The sequence below is a fragment of the Pseudomonas sp. GW821-FHT10B02 genome (assembly GCF_059415665.1).
Window position 1 is genome coordinate 24,281 of the sequence record NZ_JBWKNR010000012.1, and the last position, 24,307, is coordinate 48,587.

A 24,307-nucleotide genomic window follows, 5' to 3' on the forward strand; every position below is an offset into this window, starting at 1 on the left:
ATGACTCGACACTGGCAGGACCTGAGCAGCACAGCGGCACTTTCCAGCCTTTACCTGCGCGCCGCGCGCAAGCGCAAGATCACTGGCGACACTTTGCCCGACAGCGGATTGCGCTGTTACCTGGAGGTTCGGCCGCAGCAGCTCGAGGCCTATCGCAAGCTCTGCCATTTCAGCGACGATGGACGCTTGCCGCCGACCTTCCCGCACGTAATGGCCTTCGCCTTGCAGTTGCAGGTGCTGACGGCCAAGGCGTTCCCCTTCCCCTTGCTGGGCATGGTCCATCTGCACAACAGCATCCGCGTGGTACGCCCACTGGGGGGTGTCAGCCGCCTGCGCTTCTCGGTGCATGTGGAGAACCTGCAGCCACACGAGAAGGGTGCCACCTGCGACATGATTACCGAAGCTGAGGATGGCTTGGGTCTGCTCTGGTCGGAAACCAGCCGTATGCTCTGCCGTGGCGTGAAGCTGAGCGGGGAGCCTGTGGCCACTGCAGAGCCGGTCAACGAGCCTCTGGATGAACTGACCCGCTGGTACGCCGACAGCGATATCGGTCGCCGTTACGCCAAGGTCTGCGGCGACTACAACCCGATCCACCTGAGCGCCACCAGCGCCAGACTGTTCGGCTTCCCCTGCGCCATTGCTCATGGCATGTGGAGCAAAGCCATGACCCTTGCCGCGTTACGCGGACACCTGCCGGTCAGTGGTTACGAGATTGCAGTGGACTTCCTCAAGCCGGTGCGCCTGCCCAGCGAAGTGATCCTCAACGCCAGCCCCACCGCCGCCCAGGGTCAGCTACGCCTGGATGGTCATGGCGAGCTGGTACATATGCACGGCAGCTGGCGGCCACTGGACTGATACGCCGCGCTTGCGTTGCACAGCGGCCCGCCTGAAGCTATGCAGCTTGAGGAGAGCCTTGATGAACCTGCACGAACTGACCCAACGCCTGCACCACATCCGTGACAACAACGACTGGCGTGGCTTTCACAGCCCGAAAAACCTGGCCATGGCCGCCAGTGTTGAAATGGCCGAATTGGTGGAGATCTTCCAGTGGCTGAACGAAGACCAGTCACGCCAGCTGACGCCTGAGCAACTGGAGCACGCCGGCCAGGAGGTCGGCGATGTGGTGCTGTACCTGTTGTTGCTGTGCAGCGAGCTGGGCCTGGACATGGAGCAGGTGGTGCGCGCCAAGCTGGCCGACAGCGAAAGGCGGTTCGCCCGATGAAAGACCGCCATTTCGATGCCCTGGCCACGCGCTTTGCCGAGAAAATCTACGGCGGTGCCAAAGGCGCGATCCGCCTTGCAGTGCTGCAGGCCGACCTCGCCGAGACCCTGCCCGAGCGCCCCTTGCGCGTCCTCGATATCGGTGCGGGCCTGGGGCACATGGCCTTGTGGCTGGCCGAGCGCGGCCATCAGGTCACCCTCGCCGAACCTGCCGCGCCCATGCTCGAAGGCGCCCGCGCGCGATTTGCCGAAGCCGGCCAGCAGGCGACGTTCATCCAGGCCCCCTGGCAAGACCTGCTCGGCCAGCTGACCGAACCCTATGACCTGGTGCTGTGCCATGCGGTGCTGGAGTGGCTGGCGGAACCGGAAACCATCCTGCCGGTGCTGCACCAACTGACCCGCAGCGATGGCTTGCTGTCACTGGCGTTCTACAACCGTGATGCGCTGGTCTATCGCAACCTGCTCAAGGGCCATTTCCGCAAACTGCGCCGCGACGACATGGCCGGTGAAAAGCAAAGCCTGACCCCGCAAAAACCGCTTGATCCACGCACGCTCAGGGTGCAACTTGAAGATCTGTGGCAAGTCGAAACAGAAAGCGGAGTACGGGTGTTTCACGATTACATGCCAAGCGAGTTCCAGGCCAGGGCCGAGTTGCCCGACCTGCTGGAAATGGAACTGGCGCATCGGCGCCATCCCGCCTTTGCCGGGTTGGGGCGTTACCTGCACTGGCTCTGTCGACCACGCTGAATCACGCCGGGAGGGTGACATGCCGTACCGTTTGACCCTGGGCCTGTTATGCCTGGCACTGACAGGCTGCCAGAGCAGCAACCCTTATGTCGCCAGCTCCCGCCCGCTGCCTGCGGCTCCGCCGCAAGCGGCCACTACCTTCGATGCCAGTGCTTATCCTGCACCGCCACGGGACTTTGGCCGCTACCGCAGTTGGGCCTGGCAGGACGGCCAGCTACCGGCTGGCGGCGCCCTGGCGGAACCTGCGCAACTGGCCGAAGCGGTCAGCAACGCCCTCGACCAGCGCGGCCTGCGCCCGGCACGCAATGGCCAGGCGGGCGATCTGCTGGTCAGCGCCAACGTGCAACTGGAGCGCCGCCTGCAGCAGGTGCGCGAAGATTATTACCCCTATGGAGATTATCCCTATGGCGGCTACGGCGCTTATGGCAGCGCCGGCCGTTACCACAATGGCTATGGGGTGTATGCCAGCGCTCCGCTGGTGCGCACTTACGAAGTCGAAGTGATGGTGGTCCGTGTCGACCTGTATGACGCCCGCGACGGTCAGGCCGTCTGGAGCGCCAGCGCCGAGACCGCCAGCCAGGGTTCCCAGGGCGAACGCGAAGAGGCCCTGCGCGAATCATTGAAAAAGGCCCTCAACGGCTATCCTCCCAGCTAAAGGCAATTGGAGATCCATCATGTTGTGCCGTCTCGCTTTACTTTCACTCGTGGTGTTGCTGGGTGCCTGCCAGAGCCACAACATCACTCAGGACTACGACGCCAGCCGTGACTTTACCGCCTACCGCAGCTGGGTCTGGCAGGAACCGGCACTGCAGTACCGCCCCGACGATCCGCGGATCAAGAGCGACCTGACCGAACAGCGCATCCGCCAGGCCGTTACCGGCCAGCTTGATCAGCGTGGTTTGCGCCCGGCCCAGGGCAGCAGCAAGGGCGATCTGAAAGTGCAGACCTACCTCATCGTCGAGCAGCGTCAGCAGCAGATCACCACCAACTATGGCGGCGCCTGGGGAGGCTACTGGGGTAACTACTGGGGCGGGCCGATGTACAACGAAACCCGCAGCGTTGACTACAAGGTGGCGACCATCCAGGTCGATATGTTCGACGCCAAGGATGGCAAGCTGGTGTGGCGTGGCAGTGCCGAGCAGATCATGAACAACTACCCGCCAAGCCCCGAAGAACGCAGCAACGCAATCCAGCAAACCGTGATGAACGCCTTGTCGAACTATCCGCCGCGCTAAAGGCGCTGACCTAGCGTTGCTGGCTCTTGATATCACTGATATCGAGCATGAAACCTTGCAGCCGGCGTTGCTGGCCACTGCCACGCACCTGCCCGCACAAGCGATACCAGCGGGCAGTGGCCGGCAGGTTGTTGTCGAGCAGACGCAGGCTCAAGTGCAAGGCACAACCGTCACGCTGCAGCTCAGCAAGGGCCAGTTGCACCGCATCGCGGTCGCTCGGGTGCACGCGGCTCAGCCACTGATTGATGGTCAACTGGCTCGGCATCCCCAGGCTGCTCGCCAGGCCGGGGTCCAACTGCAGTGTCGCTTCGTTCAAACGCCACTGCCACCAGCCGGCGCCGAGCTGCAGTTGCAGGCTGTCCAGGCGCTCACTGTGTTGTTGCAGATTGAATGCAGCCAAACGGCCAACCAGGGGTTCGGCATAGGCGGCACAGGCACTGAGCGCATCCGCCGCAACCAGTGCCTCAAGCGGGCCGACGCAGATCAGCCAGGCCTGGACAATGTGCCCCTGGGCATAGGGCAGCAGATAAGTATCGAACTGCGGCAGTAGGGCCTGCAGGTCTGCATGATCGGTACTTGAGACCATCTGCCCCGGGGCCAGTCGATCCAGCAGATGTCCGATCGCATCATCACTGGGCCAATGCAGTGGCGCGTTGCTGCTGGCATAAGTCTGCCAGCCCTGCTCCCCCGGCAGCAGGATCCGCCCACCGCTGGCCCGCCAATGACGGACCAGCCATTGCAATTGCTCCTGGGCCACCTGCCCAAGACGCTCGATGCTGCAATTGCGTAGTTCGCAGGCCAAATGGCTCATCAGGTGGCGCTGGCGCTCTGCGCCCAGCGACTGCTGACGGTGTTGCAACAGATCGCCGATGTCGAACAGCTGCAACAGCCAGTTGCCGGGCTGCCCCAGCAGCCAGCCTCGGGTATGCAGCGTACCGCCACCGACCGCCTTGAAATCCAGATCCAGCGGCTGCGCCTGCCAGTCCACGGGCTCTCCCTCAAGCACCACCAGACTGTAGGGCTGCACATAGTCCTGCAATCGCACCTCGCTGTGCGCCGGCAACGCCAGCGCCGCACGCAAGGGGCCGGCCAGGCGCTGTACCCTGGCACCGTCGTCGAGCCATATCTGCAACCCCACGGCGGGCATACTGGCCGGCGCCTGCGGCTCGGCAATGACCGGTGTGGAGCGCCCACGCAAACGCCCGAACAACCGTGCTACGCCACTCACCGTTGCCGGCTCGCCTGGAGCTTGTAGCTGACCGCACTATGGAACAGCGCTAAAAAGATCACGAATACCGCAACGAACTCCAGCGCCGCAGCGCCTTTTTGCCTTCCGACCAGGCTTGCTTTCATGATCGCGTCTACCCTGACAGTGACACCTGACTGACAGCATAGAATCATTCACCACAAAGGGATGCATTTCGCCAATGCAAAGCATTGTTCTTCTGCTGTGGCTTGCCTTGTGCGCTGAACAAGATATGCGTGAGCGCCAGATCGCCAACACCCTGACCCTCGGCGCGGCGGCCTGCGCCCTGGCCTATTTGTTCATGACCGGACACACCTGGATCGGCGCCGACGCCAGCGAAGGCGGCTGGGCGCTGGCAATCGTCATGCTCCTGACCCTGCCCGGCTACATGCTCGGCCGCTTTGGCGCCGGTGATGTGAAGTTACTCGCGGCCCTGGCACTGGCGACCGATCGCATGTACGTGCTGGGCACCTTCATCGGCGCCGGAATAGCCGTGCTGATCTGGCTCTCCAGCCGTCGCTGGCTGTGGTCTCTGTTGAGTCAAAAGGTCAAGAACCGCATCAAGCAATTAACTGACGAATCTGCAAACAAGCAACCCTTTGCCCCCTTCATACTGGCGGGTTTCGTGCTCGCCAGTGTATGGATCCATTAGTCGCCCAAGCCTGTCTCCAACCCGTGCCTGGCTTGTACATGGGCGCAAAGTACGACTACTTTCTAGTGAGTTGACCAGCGATTGCAAGACCCCAGGCTCCGGGCGAGAGGGGCTTCTCAGCAGGGAGTAGCGTGTGAACAGGATCCTCAGTGAAGTAAAGGTGCTGGTCGTCGATGGCCAGCCCTTAGTCGTCGAACAGCTGTGTGAGCTTCTCGAGCGCAACGGCTACCGTTGCCTGCCGTGCCTGTCCAGTAACCAGGCTATCGAAAACTTTGCCGCCGACCCGTCGATCGGCCTGGTGTTGTGCGATCTGCACATGCCGGAATGCGATGGCGTTGAGCTGTTCGGCGCCTTGAAGGTGATTGCCGGGCAACAACGGATTTTCGAGGCGATCATGCTCACCGACAGAGCCGACAAACAGGATGTAATCAGGGCCTTGCGCGCAGGCTATGCCGACTACTACCAGAAACCCCTGGACCTGAACGAACTGCTCGAAGGCGTGCAACGCCAAGAGGCCGCACTGCAGGAACAACAGCAATGCCAGCAGCGGCTGGGCAACCTGAACCAGAAACTGCAGTACCTGGCCGATTCGATCGACGACCTTTACCAGGACCTGGAAAAAGCCCGGGGGCTGGGTGCACAGCGTCGCGCCACAGACGTCGACAGCGAGCCGGTCGCCGAGAACCTTCCGGGCAACTTCGAACAACTGTCACCCCGGCAACTGGAAGTCGCACGCCTGGTCAGCCAGGGCAAGACCAACTATCAGATCGCCTGCGAACTGGGCATCACCGAAAACACCGTCAAGCTCTACGTGTCCCAGGTACTGCGCCTGACCCATATGCACAATCGCACGCAGCTGGCGCTGGCGCTGTCATCGAGCACTTCGCCACTGCACCTGCGGGTAACAGCGCACTAGGCCCGCCTCCTGGCTACGGGCTTCATGGACTGAACGGCCTGACCTTTGACCTGTTATGGAAACACACCATGCCAAGCTCCTCTCTGCGCGAACAGATTCTCCTGGTGGATGACGAAGAGGAGGCGTTGCTGGACCTTGCCGAACTGCTTGAGGCCGAGGGTTTCCGCTGCCACACCGCCAGCTCGGTAAAACTCGCCCTGCAGCAGCTCACCCGCCACCCGGACGTGGCTCTGGTGATCACCGACCTGCATATGCCGGAAGAGAGTGGCATTTCACTGATCAAGCGCTTGCGCGAGCACACTGCCCGCCAGCACTTGCCGGTGATCGCCACCTCCGCTCATGCCGACATGGACGACATCAGTGACCTGCTACGTCCGCAGGTGCTGGACCTGTTTCGCAAACCGATCTATCACATCCGCCTGCTGGAAACCCTGGATAACCTCTTTCCCAAGCCACGCTCGCCACGCGATTACAGTTGAAAACTGAAACTCAGGGTAAAGCGTGGCTGCCGGTCGAGGCTGTCGAGGGCGATGTCCGACATCGGTTTGGCCGCTTCCAGGGAAATGTTGTAGTGGCGTGCATCGCCAACGCGCACCCCCAGTGCTGTCGAAGACAAGCGTGAGTCGCGAATTTCAAGCTCGTTGAACCAGCTGCGTGCGGCATCCACTACCACATAGGGCTGCACCCGCTTGAACCAGTGGCCATCGCTGTTGAAACTGTAGTTCAGCTCATATGCCACACCCCAGCCCTTGTCACCCGAAGCCTGATCGGCGGGATAACCACGGGCGAAACTCTGGCCGCCAAATACTGCACGCTCACTGTCCGGCAAACTGTCGTTGCTCCAGTTCAGCGCCGCCGAAACCACACCCTGCCAATTGTCGAAATAGCGATCACTCTGCAACCCGGACACCCGCAGGCGCAGAAAGTCCAGGTCGACATCACTGTCGGTGTTTGCCCCCAGGTAATCCATGCCCTGATAGGCGCCGACACTGAGGATGCGCAATTGCCGGGGATCGGTCTGGCGCCAGTCGCCTTCGAAGGCCAGGGCGCGCAGGTCGGTACGGCTCCGACTCTTGAATGCAGTGTCGACAGCCTGATAATCGGTGTCGTCACTCACTGCATAAAGGCGCCCGGTAACGTTGAGCCACTCCTCGGGGGAAGCCGTTACGACCTGGCTCAGACCAATCGAATAGCGCTCATGCTCACGATGCTGCTTGAGGTCGGTGCCGTTGTTCAGGCGAACCAGGGCGCCTGGATCACTGCGGTAGCGCGTGGCCGACAGGTTCAGCCGACTGCCTTCGCTGTCCAGGTACTGGGCGTAGTCCAGGCGGTAGTAATGCTCATGCTCATCACCGGGAGGAAACAGTGCAGTGAAGCTCACTTGCTCGGCCAGCGCAGTCTGCGCATTGCTGCTGACAGCCAGCAGCGCCTGCGGGTCCTCGCGGTTGCCATCGCTGAGATCCAGCGTCGAGCTGAAGGGCTGGCGCGAAGCCTGAACAACCAGGGTGCTCGCACCATTGGCGTCGCCAGGCGGCACCTGGGCCTGCAATGTAACGCCAGGCACCCGGCTCATCAGGGCGGTATAGCGTTGCAAGGTCTTGCGTGTGAGCGGGCGCTCGGCCTTGAGTTTGCCCGCGAGCGTGTGCAGATAGGCGGACGCCGGTCCGATATCACCTTGCAGTTCATAGTCGCGAATGTAGCCCTCGACCAGCACCACCTGCACACGCCCATCGGTAAAGTCCTGTGGCGGCAGGTACGCGTAGGACAACAGGTAACCATCCTGCTGATAACGCCGGGTCAGGCGCTGGGTGGCTTCGACCAACTCACCCAGGGTGATCTCGCGATTGACCAGCTGTTGATAGTTGTCGCGCAGGTCGCTCAGCGGATAGAGGGTGCCACCGACAAAGCGCACCTTGTGCAACAGGATCCGCGTGTTTATCGGCAGTTGCAGCGGCGGTGCTGCGGGTGTGGCGACATGCAAGCCCGGCGTGCCGGGGCGATAGCTGTCGGCGGGCAGGTTTGGCGCGGGCAGGCTGCGTTCGACTTCATTGCTATCGAGAAACACTGGCAGCGATCCGGCGCTCAGCCCGCTTGCCCAAGAAAGACTGAGAACCGCGACGGCCAACGGACGCATTTGACGCTCCATGATCCCGGCAGATACAAGAGCACCAGGACGGCTCCCTCGTCTGGTTCAAGCGTAGGTGGTGTGCGCATCGTCGTCTAATCAGAATGGAGGGCTGCCATGCAGCCCGTTCATTCATTGATCTGAAACTCGACCCGCGCGGTCTGGCCGCTCTCGTCCAGCGCGCTCAATTCCACCCGCCCGCTCTGCTCGAAGCGAGCGCTCAAGTGCTCCTGGCCCTGCGACTCACCCAGCGGTGCGCCATTGAGGAACCACCAGCGCCGACCACTGCCGCCCAGCGCAGAAACCTCAAGACGCAACGGTTCGCTGCTGGTGGCCGGACGGCGCAGTTGATCGCCCTGGCGCACGCCGACGATGGACAGCGGCGGTGCGGTGGCCGGTACTTGCGGTGGGCAGTGCGGATCAACCGGCGGCAGCCGCGCTTCGCGACGTTCCACGCGGGGCAACCAGGGCTCCAGCGGTGCCGGCCACAAGGCAATTTCCCTGGCCTGGGCGCCCGGGCAACTGGCATCCACCCGCTGTCCTTGGGTGTTGACCCAGACTGTTTCGCGCAAACCGACGCTCAAGGGCTGGTCGGCCGCCTGCAAGGTTGGCGGCGTGGTGCCGTCCAGGGTCCAGGCAAAACGCTGACGCCGACAATTGCTGTCCTGACGGGCCAGCGGTTGGCCCAGCGGCCAGCAGATCGCAGCCACCCCGACATTCTCCGGCACTGCGGCCACCGGCACGGCAATGCCGCGCTGGCTGTCACGGTTGCTCAGCACATCATGGACCTGCAGCATCAACGGTGCCGCCGAAGCCAGGCCGAACTGTCCGGGCACCGGGGTGCCATCCGGACGACCGATCCAGATACCGATCAGATAGCGCGGCCCGACACCAATCGACCAGGCATCGCGAAAGCCATAGCTGGTGCCGGTCTTCCAGGCCAGCAGCGGACGCTGTACCAGCTCAGCATGCGGATCGCGGTCCGGGCGCGCCTGTCCACTGAGAATGCGCCGGATGATCCAGGCGCTGCCCGGCGACAGCAGCCGGTGTTCGAGCAGTGGTGCGTCCGGCTGCAAGCGCATGGGCGCACTCATTCCACCGCGTGACAGCGCGCCGTAACCGGCCACCAGGTCTTCCAGGCGACTGCCAGCGCCGCCCAGGATCAGCGACAGGTTCGGCTCGGCCAACGGTGGCAGGGTCAACGGCACACCGCCATTGCGCATTTGCGCGGCAAAGCGCTTGGGACCATAGGCTTCGAGCAACTGCACCGCAGGCAGATTGAGCGACAGCGCCAAGGCGGAACTGGCCGCCACCGGGCCGCTGAAGCCCATGGAGAAGTTCCCCGGGCGATAATCGCCGTAGCGTCTGGGCACATCCTGCAGCAAGGATTCGGAATGAATCAGGCCATCGTCCATGGCCATGCCATAGAGAAAAGGCTTGAGGGTCGAACCGGGGGAACGCAGCGCGGTGATCATGTCGACATGCCCGAAACGGCGTTCATCATTCAGATCGACCGAGCCAAGGTAAGCGCGTACCGCCATGGTCTGCGCCTCCACCACCAGGATCGCCGCCGAGGTGCGCTCGGGCAGGCGGGCGCGCCACCCAAGCAGCAAGTCTTCCAGGCGCCGTTGCAGCGCGGCATCGACAGTGGTGCGGATCAGCGGCGGACTGTGCGGCCGGTTCAGGCGTCGCGCCAGCAACGGTGCCAGCGCAGGCTCCTGACGCGGTGCCAGCAACAATGGCTCTTCCATCGCCTCAATGACGCGTTGCTGCGGCCATACCTGGTACTCGGCCAGGCGCTTGAGCACTTTGTCGCGGGCCACTTGCGCGCGTGCCGGGTGACGGTCCGGGCGCAAGCGGCTCGGCGCCTGGGGCAGTACCGCGAGCATGGCCGCTTCAGACGGGGTCAGGTATTGCGGCGACTTGCCCAGGTAGGCCCAACTGGCCGCTGCCACACCCTGCAAGGTACCGCCGAACGGCGCGCGATTGAGGTAGATTTCAAGAATCTGCGCCTTGCTCAGGTGCCACTCCAGCTGGGCGGTACGCCACAACTGACGCAGCTTGCCAGGCACCGTGCGCGAATGCGGATCGAGCAGACGCGCGACCTGCATCGACAGGGTACTGCCGCCCGACAGCACCCGCCCGCCACGCAGGTTTTGCCAGGCAGCACGGCCCAGGGCCAACGGATTGACCCCTGGATGCTGGTAGAACCAGCGATCCTCATAGGTCAGCAGCGCCTGCAGATAATAGGGCGACACCTGATCGGCACTGACCGGATACCGCCAGACCCCATCAGCATCGGCGAAACGCCACAACGGCGTGCCGTCCTCGGCCAGCACCACACGCGCCAGGTCATCGGCCGGCAGCGGCAAAGGCCACAGGCGGTCGGCAGCCCACAACAGCGCGCCGCACAACAGCACGACAGCCGATACGACGCTCAGGCGTTTAGCTAAGATGGGCATCAGGCCTCCGTGTCGCTGGCGATGGACAGGGAACCGAGCAGGCCAATACACAGCCAAAGGTTTGGCAACGGCCAACGAGCCGATACGATCATCAGGAAGCAACTATGCATGTAGAAGGTTTTTTCGAGTGGCTCGGCCAGGCGTTGGGAGCACTGATCCGCTTTGTCGTCGATGGCCTGAGCGGTTTGTTCAACCTACTGGCCAACGCCGGTGGCAACTTCATCGATGGCCTGGCGCGCACATTGGGCATGGACACCTCGCTGGTCAGCATCGTTGCCCTGATCATCGGCTTGATGCTGCTGTACTCGGCCATCCGTGCCTTCATGCGTGCCTCGATCATCCTCGGCATCATTTGGCTGGTGCTGGGGTTGTGGGTGCTGAGCTGGATCATTCACTAGCACAACGACCTTGTGGGAGCGGGCCTTGATCACCATCTCACCTGCCGACTCACCCACCGACTGCAGGTTCGGTCGATACATCGATTCCACCTGCGGCGGCGGCACCCGGTAAGTACCCGGGGTCACTGCACGCGCCAAATACAGCAGGTGCGTAGTGCCGTAGCTGTCCACAGGCAATGCCGCGACATAACGATCATCACGGAACTCCTGGTGCACGACGTTGGCGTTCTGCATCGAGTCGCGCCACTGTTTGACCGCACTGCTGGCGTTGTCCAGGCTCGCCGCGCTCTGCGCCAGGTTCTGGTTTTCCAGCTCGAGGCCGGCAGGCAGCAGGTCGACCACCAGCGCATCCGGTACCCGGGACGTAGCAGTCACGGCCAGGTGCACCAGCACCAGGTCACCACTTTTGAGCGCACGGATATCCAGAGTCCGACCGTTCAAACCCAGGTACTCACGACGAATGTTCATGCCGGAGCTGCTTGGCGCCGGGGCGTAGCGTGGGTAACCGGACAGGGTCAGTTGCTGATACAAGGTGTCGCTGCCCTGATTCTGCACCGTCAGCGGCGAAGCCAGCAGTGGCCCTTCCAGTTTCAGACCCGATTGCGCGCTGTCCAGGTCGCGCAGTTCGCCCGCACTGTCCAGACGCGCCGACCACTTGCCCTCTGGCTTGTTCAGCAAGCCGCGGCCGGCGAGGAACAAGGCGTTGCGTTCCTGGGTCGACAACCACTGGCTGGCCGCAACCTGGTCGGACAACTGGAACAGCCGTTGATCCAGCTGGGTGCTGGCCAGGTTGTTCTCTTCGAGCAAGGCCAGAATCAAGGCCTGGTCGCGCACCGGGCTGCCGTAGTCGCCTAGCCAGTCCCTGTCGTTGCGACTGACCGCCAGCCCCGCTTGCAAGGCTTGCTGGGCGCGGGGCTTGTCACCCATTTTTTCCAGGGCAATGGCCAGCTGCACCAAAGGCAAGCCGGAGCGGGCATCGCTACGCCGCTCGAACAGGCTGCGCAGCGCACCCAGCGGCGCCTGCTGCGTACGGGCCAGCACCAGAGCGGCATAGGCCTGCACGGCAAAACGGCTGTGCTCGGCGTTATTGCTGTAGTTCACCTCGATCAGGTTGCGCTCCTGCAGATAGCGCAGCAGGCGTTCGCTGGCCTTCTTCAGGGCATCGGCAGGCACCGCGTAGCCCTGCTCGCGAGCCCGCAGCAGGAAATCGGTGACATAGGCCGTCAGCCAGTACTCCTCCTCGGAATCCGAACTCCACAGGCCGAAGCTGCCGTTGTAGCGCTGCATACCCAGCAAGTGCTCGATGCCCATCTCGATCTTGCGCTTGCGCACCTCGGCGGGCTCGCCAGTGATGCCCAGACGCTTGAGGGTCGCGGCATCGGCATACAACGAGGGATACAGACCACTGGTGGTCTGTTCCAGGCAGCCATAAGGGTAGGCTTCCAGGGCGCGGATCTGTTCGGCCAGGTTCAACGGCGGACGGCTGGACAAGGCCAGCATCGCCTCCAGACCGGCCGGCTCGAATGCGGCCAGATCAGCCTCCGGCAGGCTCCACGGCTGATCGTTAAGCGCCACCCGGTAGTGCTTGAGCATGGCCGGGTAAGCCGGACGCACGCCCAGAGTCCATTCGCGGCTGAAGGCTGTGGCCGTTTCACCCGGCAGTTGCAGCCCCAGCACCTCGACCTTGACCTTGCCCTGGCCCAGACCACCGTTGGCCTGCACCGGTACCAGCAGGGTGACACGCTTGCCCTGGGTCAGTTCGAGGGTTTGTTCGGCTGCGCGCATAAGGCTCAACTGGCCTTCGGTGCTCAGGCGCACGTTGAGCTTTTGCGCCTGCCCGGACAGGTTCGAGACATCCAGCGCCAGGGTGGTGCTGTCACCACCGGCGAGGAAGCGCGGTGCCGACAGCTCGGCGATCAAGGGCGCGGCGACCACCGTCTTGCCTTCAGCCACGCCGTAGCGCTCATCAGTCCAGGCCTGGGCCATCAGGCGCAGTTCACCGTTGAAGTCGGGGATATCGACGTTGGCCTCGCCTTCGCCGTTTTCGTTGAGGGTCACCGGCGCGCTTTGCTGGGCGACGATGGTGACGCTGGTGTTCGGTCGCTTGCCGCCCTTGGCCATCGCCGCATCACCACCGAAGGCCAGGCTGGCCAGACGGCCCTGACCGGCTTCGATCAACTGGCCATAGATGTCCAGCTGGTCGGCGCCGTAAGCCTTGCGGCCGAACATGCCGGTGAACGGATCCGGCGTCGTGTAATCGGTGATATTGAGAATGCCCACGTCCACCGCCGCCAGCAGCACATGCACCTGCTTAGGCACGCTGCCGTCGGCATTGCGGGCCTGGACCTTGACCGTCAACGGCTGCTTGGGACGCATCTTTTCCGGCGCGCTGAGGGTCACCGCCAGCTTGCGTTCGCCACGGTCCAGCGGCAGGTGCAGCACCCCGACCGCACGCTTGGGCGTGGCATTGACCTTGCGCTCGCCCGGACGAATCACCAGGGCGCTGACATACAGGTCATGGCGCGCCCATTTACGGTCGAGGTTGATGGCGAAAGTCTTGCCTTCGGCCGGCACGTCGATCTCCTGCCACCACAGCGGTCCTTCACTGGATTCGACCATCAGGTAACCGGTACCGGCCGCAGGTGGCGTGACCGTAACGTTGGCGGTAGCGCCATCGGCGTAGGACGGTTTGTCCAGGGCCAGCTTGACCTGATCCGGACGCACGGCACCGCCGTCGGCGTTGTCCTGGGCACGGTAGCCGGCCCAGAAGCGCGCGCTGGAGACCAGGCCGGTCTGCGGGTCTTCGACCTCGACGCGGTACGGGCCCCATTCAACCTGGAAGGTCAGCTTGGCGGTCGAACCCGCCTTGATGTTGACCGTCTCTTCACTCTGGGTCAGGAACTTCTCGTTGAAGTTGTAGCTCCAGCCGTCACTTTGCGAGTAGTTCCAGTAGTAGTCACGGCGCTCGCGAATCAAACGCACCTTGAGGCCGTTGGCCGCCAGCTTGTTGCCGTCACGATCGGCAACCAGCATTTCGAATTCCACCGGAGCATCGCTGTCGGTTTCTTCACCGTCGAACAAGCCGCGCAACCCCGGCAGGCGTTCGGCCGGCCAGATCGGCTGCTCCAGGCGCCGGGTGATCGGTCGGCCACCGGACTCCTGCAAGCTGGCCTGCACCGTCAGTTGCAGCGGCGAACGGGCTTCGGACCATTTGCTTTCGATGCTGATGGTGGTCTTGCCGTTGGCGTCCAGGGTGACTTCATCCAGCTCCAGGTCCTGGCTCAGCTCCTGCTCGGTGATCGAACCGAACTGATAGCCCGGCAACGCCGCTACCGCTTCGCGCAGCGGGCGGACATACGCCTGGCCGCTCAAGCGGTTGCCCGAGGCCGGGGCGCCGTAGAGGTAGCGGCCATTGACGTCGATCTCGGCGCTCTGTTCAGGACTCAGCGGCTCATCGCTGCCTTTGAGCTCCAGGGCCAGGCGCTCGGGCAGGAAGTCTTCAACAAGAAACTCGTAGATCTGCTTCTTGCCACCGCCGAGGTCAAACAGCAACTGCCAGCGCCCGGTCGGGGCTTCCGTGGCCAGTTGCAGCTGGTACTGGTAGAGGCCGTTACTACCCGGTTCCCAAACGAACTTGCGGCTGATCTGCTCATCGGGCCGGCGCACTTCCACGGTTACCGGCTGCGGCTTCAGCGGACGACCGTCCTGATCGCGCAACAGGCCATTGAGCAGCACAGTCTCGCCTGGGCGATACAGGTCGCGTGGACCGAAGACGAAGAACTGCAGGGGATTGGCCTGGGGACCTGTGATGTCGAATTCCGCCAGGTCCAACGCCGCACTGTTCAGGCGCAGCATGGTGGTGTGCACGCCCTGATGGGCCAGCAGGGTTTCCGCCTTTGGCGGCATCGGCAGCTGGGCATGGCCGTCGCTGTCGGTCTTGCCTTGGCCAAGCACCCGGCCTTCGGCGTCGAGCAGCTCAAGGTTGACGCCACCCAGCGCCTTGCCACCTTCCAGCCCCTGGGTGAACACGTCCATACGGTTCTGGTAGCGGTGCGCGGACACACCGATGTCGCTGAGGGTGAACAGGGTGGCTGGCTGCGAGTAGTCGTAAGTGCCCGAAGCACGCATCACCGCCAGGTACACGCCCGGCTCCTGCAGCGGCTTGATCCCGGCGATCGGCAGCAACACGGTTTCGCGGGTGTTGCGCGCCGGGTTGAGGTCGAAACGGCCGCTGTAGACCAGCTCGGCCATGTCCAGGGTTTCTTTCGACTGGTAGTAGTACAGGCTGCTGTTGCGGCCCCAGGCGCTGAGGAACGATGACAGCGACTCAGGCTTGATGCGGAAGAACTCGACATCGACCTTGTTGACGTTCAGGGCGATCACCGGCAGCCCTTCGGCCAGGCGCGTCGGCAACAGCGAACCGCGGCTGGCGAAGCCGATGGTGGCCTGCATGTCGCGGGTTTCCAGGCGGCTTACCGACTCGGCGGCCAGGCGTTCACCGTTAACGGCCTGCAGGCCGGCATCGATGGTCAGCACCAATTTGCGTTGCGGCTCGAGGTGGCGCAGGCGCAGCTCCATACCGTTGTCGGAGAGCTCCCAGGCGCCATCGACTTTGCCTTTGACGGTGTCGACCAGGTGCACCCGGTCGGCAAAATTCTGCTGCGCATCCAGTGGCACCGAGAAGCTCAAGGACAGTGCGCTGGCACCATCGACCTGAACTTCCGAGACATCCACCACGCTCAGTTCGCGACCGGCATAACGCTTGGCCAGGGTCGCGGCGTCTTCACGGGCCGGCTTGGCGGCTTCCTGAGTCTGCGCAGGCGTAGAGGCCGGAGCCGGGGCTGGCTTGTCTGGGGCAGACGAGTCGCAGGCGCTGAGCAAGGCCAGCACGCAGGCCAGCAACAATCCTTTGTTGAGCATGGAAAAAACTCTTTGGCAGCAGGTTCTGAGGGAAGAACTATATATCAACCAGGCCGTCTCCGTGCGCTGCGGCTACAATGTCCGGCTTGCCTGGAGCCGACATGTCCCGATTGTTGACCGACTGGCGCGACCGCCCGACCCACCGCAAGGTCTGGGCCCTGGCCGCGCCGATGATTCTCTCGAATATTTCCGTCCCCCTGGTGGCGCTGGTCGATAGCGCGGTGATCGGTCACCTACCGCATGCCCACCAGCTGGGTGCAGTCGCCGTGGGTGCCAGCCTGTACACCTTCCTGGCCTGGGTCATGGGTTTTCTGCGCATGGGCTCCACCGGCTTTGCCGCCCAGGCGGCCGGGCGGGCCGACGGCGCAGCCTTGCGCCAGGTGCTGGTGCAGGGTTTGTTGCTGGCGCTGCTGTTCGCGTTGCTGCTGGGCCTGCTCGCCCTGCCCTTCAGTCACCTGGCCCTGCAATTGATGCAGCCCTCGGCGGCGCTGGAGCAATCGACCCAGGACTTTTTCCAGACCCGTCTGTTAGGCCTGCCGGCAGCGCTCGCCAGTTTTGCCCTGGTCGGCTGGTTCCTCGGCACCCAGAACGCCCGGGCGCCGCTGGCGATTCTCTTGACCACCAACCTGCTCAATATCGCTCTCAACCTGTGGTTCGTGCTGGGCCTGGACTGGGGCGTGATCGGTTCTGCAAGGGCCTCGGTGATTGCCGAATGGAGTGCTGCCCTGCTCGGCCTGGCCCTGACCCGCCCGGCCTTGCGCGCTTATCCGGGGCAGGTTGCCTGGGCCCTGCTGGCGCGCTGGCAAAGCTGGCGACCGCTACTGGCCGTCAACCGCGACATCTTCATCCGCAGCCTGGCCTTGCAGGCGGTGTTCTTCCTGATCACCGTGCAGGGCGCACGCCTGGGCGAGGCTACCGTGGCTGCCAATGCCCTGCTGCTCAATGGTCTGCTGCTTACCGCCTATGCCCTCGATGGCCTGGCCCATGCGGTCGAGGCTTTGTGTGGCCATGCCATCGGTGCCGGAGATCGCCAGGCCTTGCGTCGTTCGCTGACCGTGGCTTGCGGCTGGTCGCTGCTGGCCAGCAGTGGCTTTGCCGTGTTGTTTCTGTTTGGCGGGCACCTGTTTATCAACATGCAGACCGATATCGAAAGCGTGCGCGCAACGGCCTATCAGTACCTGCCTTATCTGGCGCTGTTGCCGCTGGTGGCGGTGTGGAGTTACTTGCTCGATGGTCTGTTCATCGGGGCGACGCGGGCGCGGGAGATGCGCAACGGCATGTTGCTCAGCGTAGCGATTGCCTTGCCTGTGGCCTATGCCGCCAGGGACCTGGGCAACCATGGCTTGTGGCTGGGCTTTCTGCTGTTCATGGCCTTGCGCGGGGTGACGCTGGGGGTGATGGGCTGGCGGTTGCAGCGGCGGGATGGGTGGTTTACCCGCTAAAGCCATCGCTGGCAAGGCCAGCTCCCACAGGGTTCTAGTGGATCTGATAAGAAACTTGTGGGAGCCGGCCTTGCCGGCGATGCGGTCAACGCGCAGTCAGTGACTGCGCGCGACCCGCATCAGTGATCAGCTCGACAGGTACGAAGAGCGGGTCAGCCCCAGACGCAAGGCATCAAGGAACTGGGTCTTCTCACGCGCGGTGATTTTGGCGCTGGCGCACTTGTCGCGGTAATGAGTCATCAACTCCTCCGGCGACAGGTGCACGTAGCGCAGCATGTCCTCGATGGTGTCGTGGGTCTCGATACCGGCGTGGTACACGCTGCCGTTGGGGTTCTGGTAGATGTTCACCGAGTCGGTGTCACCGAACAGGTTGTGCATGTCACCGAGAATCTCCTGGTAGGCACCGACCAGGAAAATCCCCAGCAGGTAGTCCTCACCCTCGTTGATGCCGTGCACCGGCAGGCTGGTCTCGATGCTCTGCTCGTCGACGTACTGGTTGATCTTGCCATCGGAGTCGCAGGTCAGGTCCTGCAGCACCGCGCGGCGCATCGGCTCTTCGTCGAGGCGATGCAGCGGCAGGATCGGCAGGACCTGGCCGATGGCCCAGGTGTCCGGCAGGCTCTGGAACACCGAGAAGTTGCAGATGTACTTGTCGGCGAGCTTGTCGTTGAGCTCGTCCAGCACCTGGCGGTGCGAACGCTGACGGGCCTTGAGCGAGTTGTGCAGGCGACGGCACACGGCGAAGTAGCACTGCTCGGCCAGGGCTTTCTCGGCCAGGGTGATCTTGCCGTCGGCGTACTGCGCGGCCACGTCGCTCATGTAGTGCGTGGCACGCCAGTAAGTCTCGGTGACCATCTCGATATCGGTCGGGCCGAGCAGATCGGCCAGCCACTGTACGGTCTCGGGCAGGCTTTCCTTGTTGTCGATCACCGGCACTTCGTCGTTGTGTTTCTCGACGTCGGTGACCTGTACCACCAGCATGGCGTGGTGGGCCGTCAGCGAGCGGCCGCTCTCGGAGAAGATGTGCGGATGCGGCAGGCCCTGGGCATCGCAGAATTCTTTGAGCATACCGACCACGACACCGGCGTAATCGTCCATGTCGTAGTTGATCGAGCTGGCATTGCGCGAGTGGGTACCGTCGTAGTCGACACCCAGGCCACCGCCGACGTCGATGTGATCGACCGGCAGGTTCAGGGCGCGCAGCTCGCCGTAGTAACGGATCGCTTCCTTGAAACCATGCTGGTAGTCGGCCAGGTTGGCGATCTGCGAACCCATGTGGAAGTGCAGCAGACGAATGCCCTGATCCAGGCCGGCGTCACGGAAGCGCTGGACCACCGAGATCAACTGCGCGGCCGACAGGCCGAACTTGGATTTCTCGCCACCGGTATCGGCCCACTTGCTCGACGCCAGCGACGACAGGCGCACGCGCAGACCGACCTGCGGCTTGACCTTGAGCTCGGCCGCTTCTTCGATCACCAGCGCCACTTCCGACTCTTTCTCGATGACGATGAACACGTTGTGGCCCAGCTTCTGGCCCATCAGCGCCAGACGAATGAACTCACGGTCCTTGTAACCGTTGCAGACAATGGTCCCGCCTTTTGGCGCCAGCGCCAGTACCGCCAGCAGCTCAGGCTTGGAACCGGCCTCAAGGCCGATGGACACGTTCTGGGTGGCGATGATGTTTTCCACCACCGCTTCCTGCTGGTTGACCTTGATCGGGTACAGCGCGGTGTACTGGCTCTGGTACTCCAGGCGCGCGATGTTGGCGTCAAACGCACCGGTCAGCTGGCGCACGCGGTCTTGCAGGATGTCTGGGAAACGCACCAGCAGCGGCAGCGACAGGCCGCTCTTGCGCAGCTCGTCGACTTGCTCGTACAGATCGATCGGTGCGCTGCCAGGCCCGTTGGGGCGGACTTCGACGCGGCCGGCCTCGTTGATTGCGAAGTAACCGGCCCCCCAATGGCGAATCCCGTAAACACTGCGGCTGTCCGCAACTGTCCATTGGCTGCCATCATCTTTGCGTGTGCGTCGTACGGACATTGAAGTCCCCTATATAAAAAGTCGAATAACACCGGCCCACGGACGGCGGGCGCAGTGTAAAACCTGGAAATGACGATTTTCCGTGTTCAGGGATAGACCCTTCCTACGGGAACGAGTTTAGAAAGCGAATTGCAAAAAATCGCGATGCAGTCTTCAGCCGCCGGACTTTTTCGCTTTGAAGCCTTGTTTGATCAGCTCTGCCAACAACAGCTCGACGTGATCGCCCTGGATTTCGATGACCCCGTCTTTCAACGCGCCGCCGGTTCCGCAGCGACGCTTGAGCGTGCTGGCCAGATCCTTGAGCTGTTCCAGGGGCAGCGGTACACCGCTGATGGTCGTCACCGTCTTGCCGCCACGGCCTTTGCTTTCGCGGCGCACGCGAGCAATGCCATCGCCTTCGGGGATGAGCGTCTGTTTGCAGATGCAGGCATCTATGGGTTTGCTGCAGTCCGGACAATGCCGACCTGCATCAGTGGAGAACACCAGGCCACCGAGGGCGGCGAATGATGCGGCTTTTTTGGCCACTTTTGATCCTCGTACGGTGAGGACAAAAACTGGTCGGCGCCCCGGGCAGGGTACCGACCGCGAAGCCCCACTCTGGCAGGGGCAGCGCAACTGCCGCACCCAGGGTACGGCAGCCTTAAAAGGCCGCGCAGTGTAACGATAATTTGTGCAGATGCTAAGTACAAAACTGCGCCAATTTGCACAGGATTCGCGACTTCAGGCCCGACGGTCGATGTAGCGCTGCAACGCCGCCAGGGAATCGGGGCAATACGGCTGTTGCCGGCTGTCGGCCAAGGCCTGTTCGAGCGGCAGAAAGCGCGCTTCGCTGACCTCCTCGGGCTGCAGGCGCAAAGGCCCGTCCCAGACCGCCGAAAACACCGCGCACCAGAGGCGGTTGCCGGGTTGGTCGAAGAAAAAACGCTCGTGGGCGGTCAACTCGACTCCGGCCACCCCCAGCTCTTCTTCCAGTTCACGGGCAGCCGACTCGGCAAAGCTCTCGTCGGCCTGGACCATGCCACCGGCGGCCACATCCCAGTAACCCGGGTAAATGGCCTTGCTCTCGGTACGCCGGTGTACGCACAACTCACCGGCCGAGTTGAACAACAGAATGTAGGTACCGCGTCCGATCAGGCCCTTTTCACGCAACTCGGCGCGCGGCAATGCACCCAGCAGCTGATCGTGCTCGTCGACCCAGGCGATCAGTTCGGCATCCGAGGCAGCGCGGTGCGCCGCCTCTTGCTCGGAAATGCTCACCGATCAGCCTTGCGACAGCAGTTGGCGCAGGTCGATCACCGCCGCGTTGGCGCGGGAGATGTAGTTGGCCATGACCAGCGAGTGGTTGGCCCACATGCCGAAGCCGCTGCCATTGAGCACCATCGGGCTCCACAGCGGCTCCTGGGAGGCCTCCAGCTCGCGAATGATCTGGCGCACGCTGACCGTGGCGTTCTTCTTCGCCAGTACATCGGCAAAGTCCACTTCGATGGCGCGCAGCAGGTGCGACAACGCCCAGGCCTGACCACGGGCTTCATAGAAGACGTTGTCGATCTGCAGCCACGGGGTCTCGACCACTTCTTCATCCAGCTGCGGCGCCTGGCCGGCAACCACCGACTCGGTCTTCAGGGTGCTGTTGAGCTTGACCCGGCCAACGCTGGCCGACAGGCGCTGCGACAACGAGCCCAGACGGGTGGCGACGTCACCCAGCCAGTTGTTGAGGTTGTCGGCACGGGTGTAGAACAGCGCGCCTTGTTGATCCGGCGAGGCCAGACGCTTCTGATAGCGGGTCAGGGAGTTGATGCCTTCCTGGAACTCCGACTCGCTCGACGGCAGGATCCAGCTCTTGTTGTCGAAGTTGAAACGCGGTTCGGCCTTGGCCAGGTCGGCGTCTTCAGCGGACTGCGACTGCGAGCGGGCGAAGTCCTTGCGCAGGGCCCTGCTCAAGTCGCGGACCTGGACCAGCACGCCGTATTCCCAACTGGGCATGTTGTCCATCCACAAGCCAGGCGGAAAGCGGTCGTTGGAAATGTAGCCGCCCGGCTTGTGCAGCAAGGTACCGGCAACGGTCTTGAGGGTTTCTACGGTGGTGTAGCCTACGACCATCTGCTGGCCGGTCATCTCGGCGGCAGCCTGGGCATTCTGCTGGACCGGGAACAGGTCCGGCTCGGCACTCCAGTACCAACCCAGGCCAATGCACACCAGCAGGTACAGGCCAATCAGCGTGCCCAGGGCACGGCTGAAGAACAATCCGCCGAAATAGCTGCGGGTGGCGGCACTGCGGGGCTCGACCCGCTCGCGCGCTTCGGCTTTGCCTGTACGGTTTTTCCAGTCCAGCATGGCGTTGTCCTTTCTGTCACGTCGGTTCAAGGGGTTCGACCGCAACCCCCGGGCTTCGTGCCAGCGCTGTGTGGTAATTCCACGGCGCGCCGCCTGCCGGGGTCGGCAAGTATCGTTGCACTATAAATCAAGCGGGTCGGTTCGCATAAGCGACTATCGAGTCAGCAAATGAATAACAAACCTGTACAGATAATTGATACAAGGCACTCGATTGTCCAGAAAGTGGTGCTAGCATAGAGCCATCACTCGAACTGCCTCACCCCTTACAAGTAGTCAGGACATGACCGAGCCAGAAGACCCCAATCGTGAACGCCTCAAGCAACATTTTGCCCAGCGGGTGATTCACCAGGCTCGGCAGATACTCGAGATCTGGCAGCGCCTGCAGCGCAGCGAGTGGTCGACTGGCGATCTGGGCGAACTGTGCGAGGCCAACCTGCGTCTACAGCGCTACGCCGCACGTTTCGAACAACCTGAGCACAGCGAGCTGGCCGAGGCCATCGGCCATACTCTGGAGGCCGTCGAGGCCAACAGCGCGCGCTTGAGCAGCCACCTGATCAGCGAACTCAACCGGCTGATGCAGCGTCTGTCACGCACCGGCCTGCGCCAGGGCGACCTGCTCGAACAGGTGCCTTTGCCGCCGTTGCGCAAGCCGGTCTACATCATGCTCCAGGACCACGACCGCGCCGAGCGCCTGGCCCAGCAACTGGAGTTCTTCGGCCTCGGTGTACAAGCCTTGTACAGCGCCGAGGCGTTTCGTGCCTCGATGAGCGAGCGCTTGCCAGCGGCGATCGTCATGGATGTCGACTTCACCGGCAGCGGTGTCGGCCTGCAACTGGCCGCCCAGGCCCAGCAAGGTCTGGAGCAGCGGGTGCCGTTGCTGTTTTTCAGCCTGGATGAAACCGACACGCCCACACGTCTGGCCGCGGTGCGCGCTGGCGGCCAGGAGTTCCTGACCGGCACCCTGGAAGCCTCCAGCCTGCTGGAAAAGGTCGAACTGCTGACCAGCGTCACTCAGTACGAACCCTTCAAGGTGCTGATCATCGACGACTCCCGGGCCCAGGCCATGCACACCGAGCGCCTGCTCAACAGTGCCGGTATCGTCACCCGGACCCTGACCGAGCCGATCCGCACCATGGCCGAGCTGGCCGACTTCCAGCCCGACCTGATCATCCTCGACATGTACATGCCCGACTGCACCGGTACCGAGCTGGCCAAGGTGATTCGCCACAATGACCGCTACGTCAGCGTGCCGATCATCTACCTGTCCGCCGAGGACGATCTGGACAAGCAGCTCGACGCCATGAGCGAAGGCGGCGATGACTTCCTGACCAAGCCGATCCGCTCGCGCCACCTGATCACCACCGTGCGCAACCGCGCCGCGCGTGCGCGCAATCTCAAGGCGCGGATGGTTCGCGACAGCCTGACCGGCCTGTACAACCACACCCATATCCTGCAACTGCTCGAAGACTGCAGCTTCCGCGCCCGCCGCGAAGCACAACCACTGAGTTTCGCCATGCTCGACATCGACCACTTCAAGAAGGTCAATGACAGCCATGGCCACCCCATGGGCGACCGGGTGATCAAGAGCCTGGCGCTGTTTCTCAAGCAGCGCCTGCGCAAGACCGACTTCATCGGCCGCTACGGCGGTGAAGAGTTCGCCATCGTCATGCCCAACACCGACCTGACGGCAGCGCACAAAGTGCTGGATGAAATCCGCCGCCGCTTTGCCGAGATCCACTACCCGGCGCAACCGCGGGATCTGTCCTGCACATTCAGCGCTGGCGTGGTGCAATTGAGCGATGAGCTCGACGCCCTGAGCATGGCCACCGCCGCCGACGAAGCCCTGTACCGCGCCAAAGGGGCCGGTCGCAACCGGGTGCAACGCGTCGACTGATCAAGGCAAAGTGCCACTTTATTTGCCCGGACACCTGACTTCGTCATAACCCGGTCACAAAAACGCAATAACTTCAGGGGCTTACCATTCGGCCGTTGGTAGACCCCGGACATGCGCCTGAAGCTGCTCACCAATTTCAACACCCTGTTGCTGGTTACCGTCTGTATCGCCTTGGGCGCCACCCTGTGGTGGTCGCAGCGCGCCCTGGAACGCCCCTACCAGATCATGGAGCGTTACCTGTCGCTGTCGCAGCAGTTCCAGAACCAGGCGGCCCGCAACATCCTCGACTACCTCAACAGCGGCGACGCCTTGCGCCACGCCACTGCGGTTCAGGCCACCGGCGCCCTGCAGGAGGAACTCAAGCAACTGCCTGCGGCCCTGTCCGCCTCCTTACGCCCGAGCCTGGACAGCCTGCAAGGGTTTGCCGGCAACGAGTTGCTGGCGGCCGGCAAACTGGCCGGCGACCCGCAGGCCTTGTTACTCCAGGCTGAACGCGAGCTCGGCGCAAGTCTCGATCAACTGGCCAGCTACGCCCAAAGCAGCACCAGCGGCGATGCCGGACGCTATGGCGCGCCGCTATTGCGCGCCGCACTGCACCTCTCGCGGCTGTCGCTGGCCCGCGACAAGCTGGTCAGCAGTGGCCGCAGCGAACTGGCGGACGAAGTCGAGCGTGAG

19 protein-coding genes and 1 pseudogene are annotated in these 24,307 nt (G+C 63.1%); 11 read left to right on the top strand and 9 right to left on the bottom strand.

Features of this window, described 5'->3' with window-relative positions; all coding sequences use genetic code 11:
- From AC07OF_RS18210 to AC07OF_RS18230, 5 genes are all read left to right on the top strand, one after another.
- Positions 1-855: a MaoC family dehydratase gene (locus AC07OF_RS18210; RefSeq protein ID WP_495073293.1), complete on the top strand. Its 855-nt coding sequence runs from the start codon at positions 1-3 to the stop codon at positions 853-855.
- Positions 856-916: 61 nt separating this feature from the next.
- The gene (locus AC07OF_RS18215) at positions 917-1,222 is read left to right on the top strand and encodes a MazG-like family protein (RefSeq protein ID WP_495073294.1); all 306 of its coding nucleotides are present in this window, start codon (positions 917-919) and stop codon (positions 1,220-1,222) included.
- Positions 1,219-1,968 carry a methyltransferase domain-containing protein gene (locus AC07OF_RS18220; protein WP_157194355.1) on the top strand — a complete coding sequence of 250 codons (750 nt, stop codon included), beginning with the start codon at positions 1,219-1,221 and terminating at the stop codon, positions 1,966-1,968. Before AC07OF_RS18215 ends, AC07OF_RS18220 begins: the two co-directional genes overlap by 4 nt.
- Positions 1,969-1,987: 19 nt before the next feature.
- On the top strand, positions 1,988-2,623 hold the full coding sequence (locus AC07OF_RS18225; RefSeq protein ID WP_495073295.1) for a DUF4136 domain-containing protein: 636 nt from the start codon (positions 1,988-1,990) through the stop codon (positions 2,621-2,623).
- Between the two features lie 19 nt (positions 2,624-2,642).
- Complete coding sequence (locus tag AC07OF_RS18230; protein WP_157194357.1) at positions 2,643-3,203, top strand: DUF4136 domain-containing protein; 561 nt, start codon at positions 2,643-2,645, stop codon at positions 3,201-3,203.
- A gap of 10 nt (positions 3,204-3,213) precedes the next feature.
- Here the strand turns inward: AC07OF_RS18230 and AC07OF_RS18235 are convergent, their stop codons facing one another.
- Together AC07OF_RS18235 and AC07OF_RS18240 are read right to left on the bottom strand one after the other, a co-directional pair.
- The gene (locus AC07OF_RS18235) at positions 3,214-4,431 is read right to left on the bottom strand and encodes a PAS domain-containing protein (RefSeq protein WP_495073296.1); all 1,218 of its coding nucleotides are present in this window, start codon (positions 4,429-4,431) and stop codon (positions 3,214-3,216) included.
- The gene (locus AC07OF_RS18240) at positions 4,428-4,556 is read right to left on the bottom strand and encodes a hypothetical protein (protein ID WP_408635357.1); all 129 of its coding nucleotides are present in this window, start codon (positions 4,554-4,556) and stop codon (positions 4,428-4,430) included. The genes AC07OF_RS18235 and AC07OF_RS18240 overlap by 4 nt, the downstream gene beginning before the upstream one ends.
- A 74-nt stretch (positions 4,557-4,630) precedes the next feature.
- Between AC07OF_RS18240 and AC07OF_RS18245 the strand changes: the two genes are divergently transcribed.
- From AC07OF_RS18245 to AC07OF_RS18255, 3 genes are all read left to right on the top strand, one after another.
- On the top strand, positions 4,631-5,101 hold the full coding sequence (locus AC07OF_RS18245) for a prepilin peptidase (RefSeq protein WP_157194359.1): 471 nt from the start codon (positions 4,631-4,633) through the stop codon (positions 5,099-5,101).
- A gap of 133 nt (positions 5,102-5,234) precedes the next feature.
- Complete coding sequence (locus AC07OF_RS18250) at positions 5,235-6,017, top strand: response regulator transcription factor (RefSeq protein WP_157194360.1); 783 nt, start codon at positions 5,235-5,237, stop codon at positions 6,015-6,017.
- Positions 6,018-6,085: 68 nt separating this feature from the next.
- Positions 6,086-6,496, top strand: a complete 411-nt coding sequence (locus AC07OF_RS18255) for a response regulator (RefSeq protein ID WP_157194361.1) — start codon at positions 6,086-6,088, stop codon at positions 6,494-6,496.
- Here AC07OF_RS18255 and AC07OF_RS18260 read toward each other — a convergent pair.
- Together AC07OF_RS18260 and pbpC are read right to left on the bottom strand one after the other, a co-directional pair.
- Positions 6,487-8,151, bottom strand: coding sequence for a ShlB/FhaC/HecB family hemolysin secretion/activation protein (locus tag AC07OF_RS18260; RefSeq protein WP_495073297.1), 1,665 nt, complete (start codon positions 8,149-8,151; stop codon positions 6,487-6,489). The genes AC07OF_RS18255 and AC07OF_RS18260 overlap by 10 nt on opposite strands.
- A gap of 119 nt (positions 8,152-8,270) precedes the next feature.
- Positions 8,271-10,604 carry a peptidoglycan glycosyltransferase PbpC gene (pbpC, locus tag AC07OF_RS18265; RefSeq protein WP_495073298.1) on the bottom strand — a complete coding sequence of 778 codons (2,334 nt, stop codon included), beginning with the start codon at positions 10,602-10,604 and terminating at the stop codon, positions 8,271-8,273.
- Between the two features lie 104 nt (positions 10,605-10,708).
- On the opposite strand from pbpC, the gene AC07OF_RS18270 reads away from it, so the two are divergent.
- Positions 10,709-11,002, top strand: coding sequence for a hypothetical protein (locus AC07OF_RS18270; protein ID WP_038615042.1), 294 nt, complete (start codon positions 10,709-10,711; stop codon positions 11,000-11,002).
- Positions 11,003-11,020: 18 nt separating this feature from the next.
- Here AC07OF_RS18270 and AC07OF_RS18275 read toward each other — a convergent pair.
- Positions 11,021-15,922 (bottom strand): annotated as a pseudogene (locus AC07OF_RS18275) (alpha-2-macroglobulin family protein); the annotation flags it as partial.
- Between the two features lie 101 nt (positions 15,923-16,023).
- On the opposite strand from AC07OF_RS18275, the gene AC07OF_RS18280 reads away from it, so the two are divergent.
- Positions 16,024-17,364 (top strand): MATE family efflux transporter, encoded by a 1,341-nt coding sequence (locus AC07OF_RS18280; protein WP_191830779.1) that lies wholly within the window; start codon positions 16,024-16,026, stop codon positions 17,362-17,364.
- A 126-nt stretch (positions 17,365-17,490) separates the two neighbouring features.
- Here AC07OF_RS18280 and speA read toward each other — a convergent pair whose 3' ends face one another.
- From speA to AC07OF_RS18300, 4 genes are all read right to left on the bottom strand, one after another.
- Positions 17,491-19,404 carry an arginine decarboxylase gene (gene speA, locus AC07OF_RS18285; RefSeq protein WP_038615050.1) on the bottom strand — a complete coding sequence of 638 codons (1,914 nt, stop codon included), beginning with the start codon at positions 19,402-19,404 and terminating at the stop codon, positions 17,491-17,493.
- 153 nt (positions 19,405-19,557) lie between these two features.
- Positions 19,558-19,929 (bottom strand): translation initiation factor Sui1, encoded by a 372-nt coding sequence (locus tag AC07OF_RS18290; protein WP_010221702.1) that lies wholly within the window; start codon positions 19,927-19,929, stop codon positions 19,558-19,560.
- Between the two features lie 195 nt (positions 19,930-20,124).
- Entirely contained in the window at positions 20,125-20,661 is a 537-nt protein-coding gene (locus AC07OF_RS18295; RefSeq protein WP_476446067.1) for an NUDIX hydrolase, read from the bottom strand.
- Between the two features lie 3 nt (positions 20,662-20,664).
- Entirely contained in the window at positions 20,665-21,738 is a 1,074-nt protein-coding gene (locus AC07OF_RS18300; protein ID WP_038615057.1) for a DUF2333 family protein, read from the bottom strand.
- Positions 21,739-22,018: 280 nt separating this feature from the next.
- Here AC07OF_RS18300 and AC07OF_RS18305 point away from each other — a divergent pair, with 280 nt between their 5' ends.
- Positions 22,019-23,632, top strand: a complete 1,614-nt coding sequence (locus AC07OF_RS18305) for a response regulator (RefSeq protein WP_157194366.1) — start codon at positions 22,019-22,021, stop codon at positions 23,630-23,632.
- Positions 23,633-24,307 lie beyond the last annotated feature (675 nt).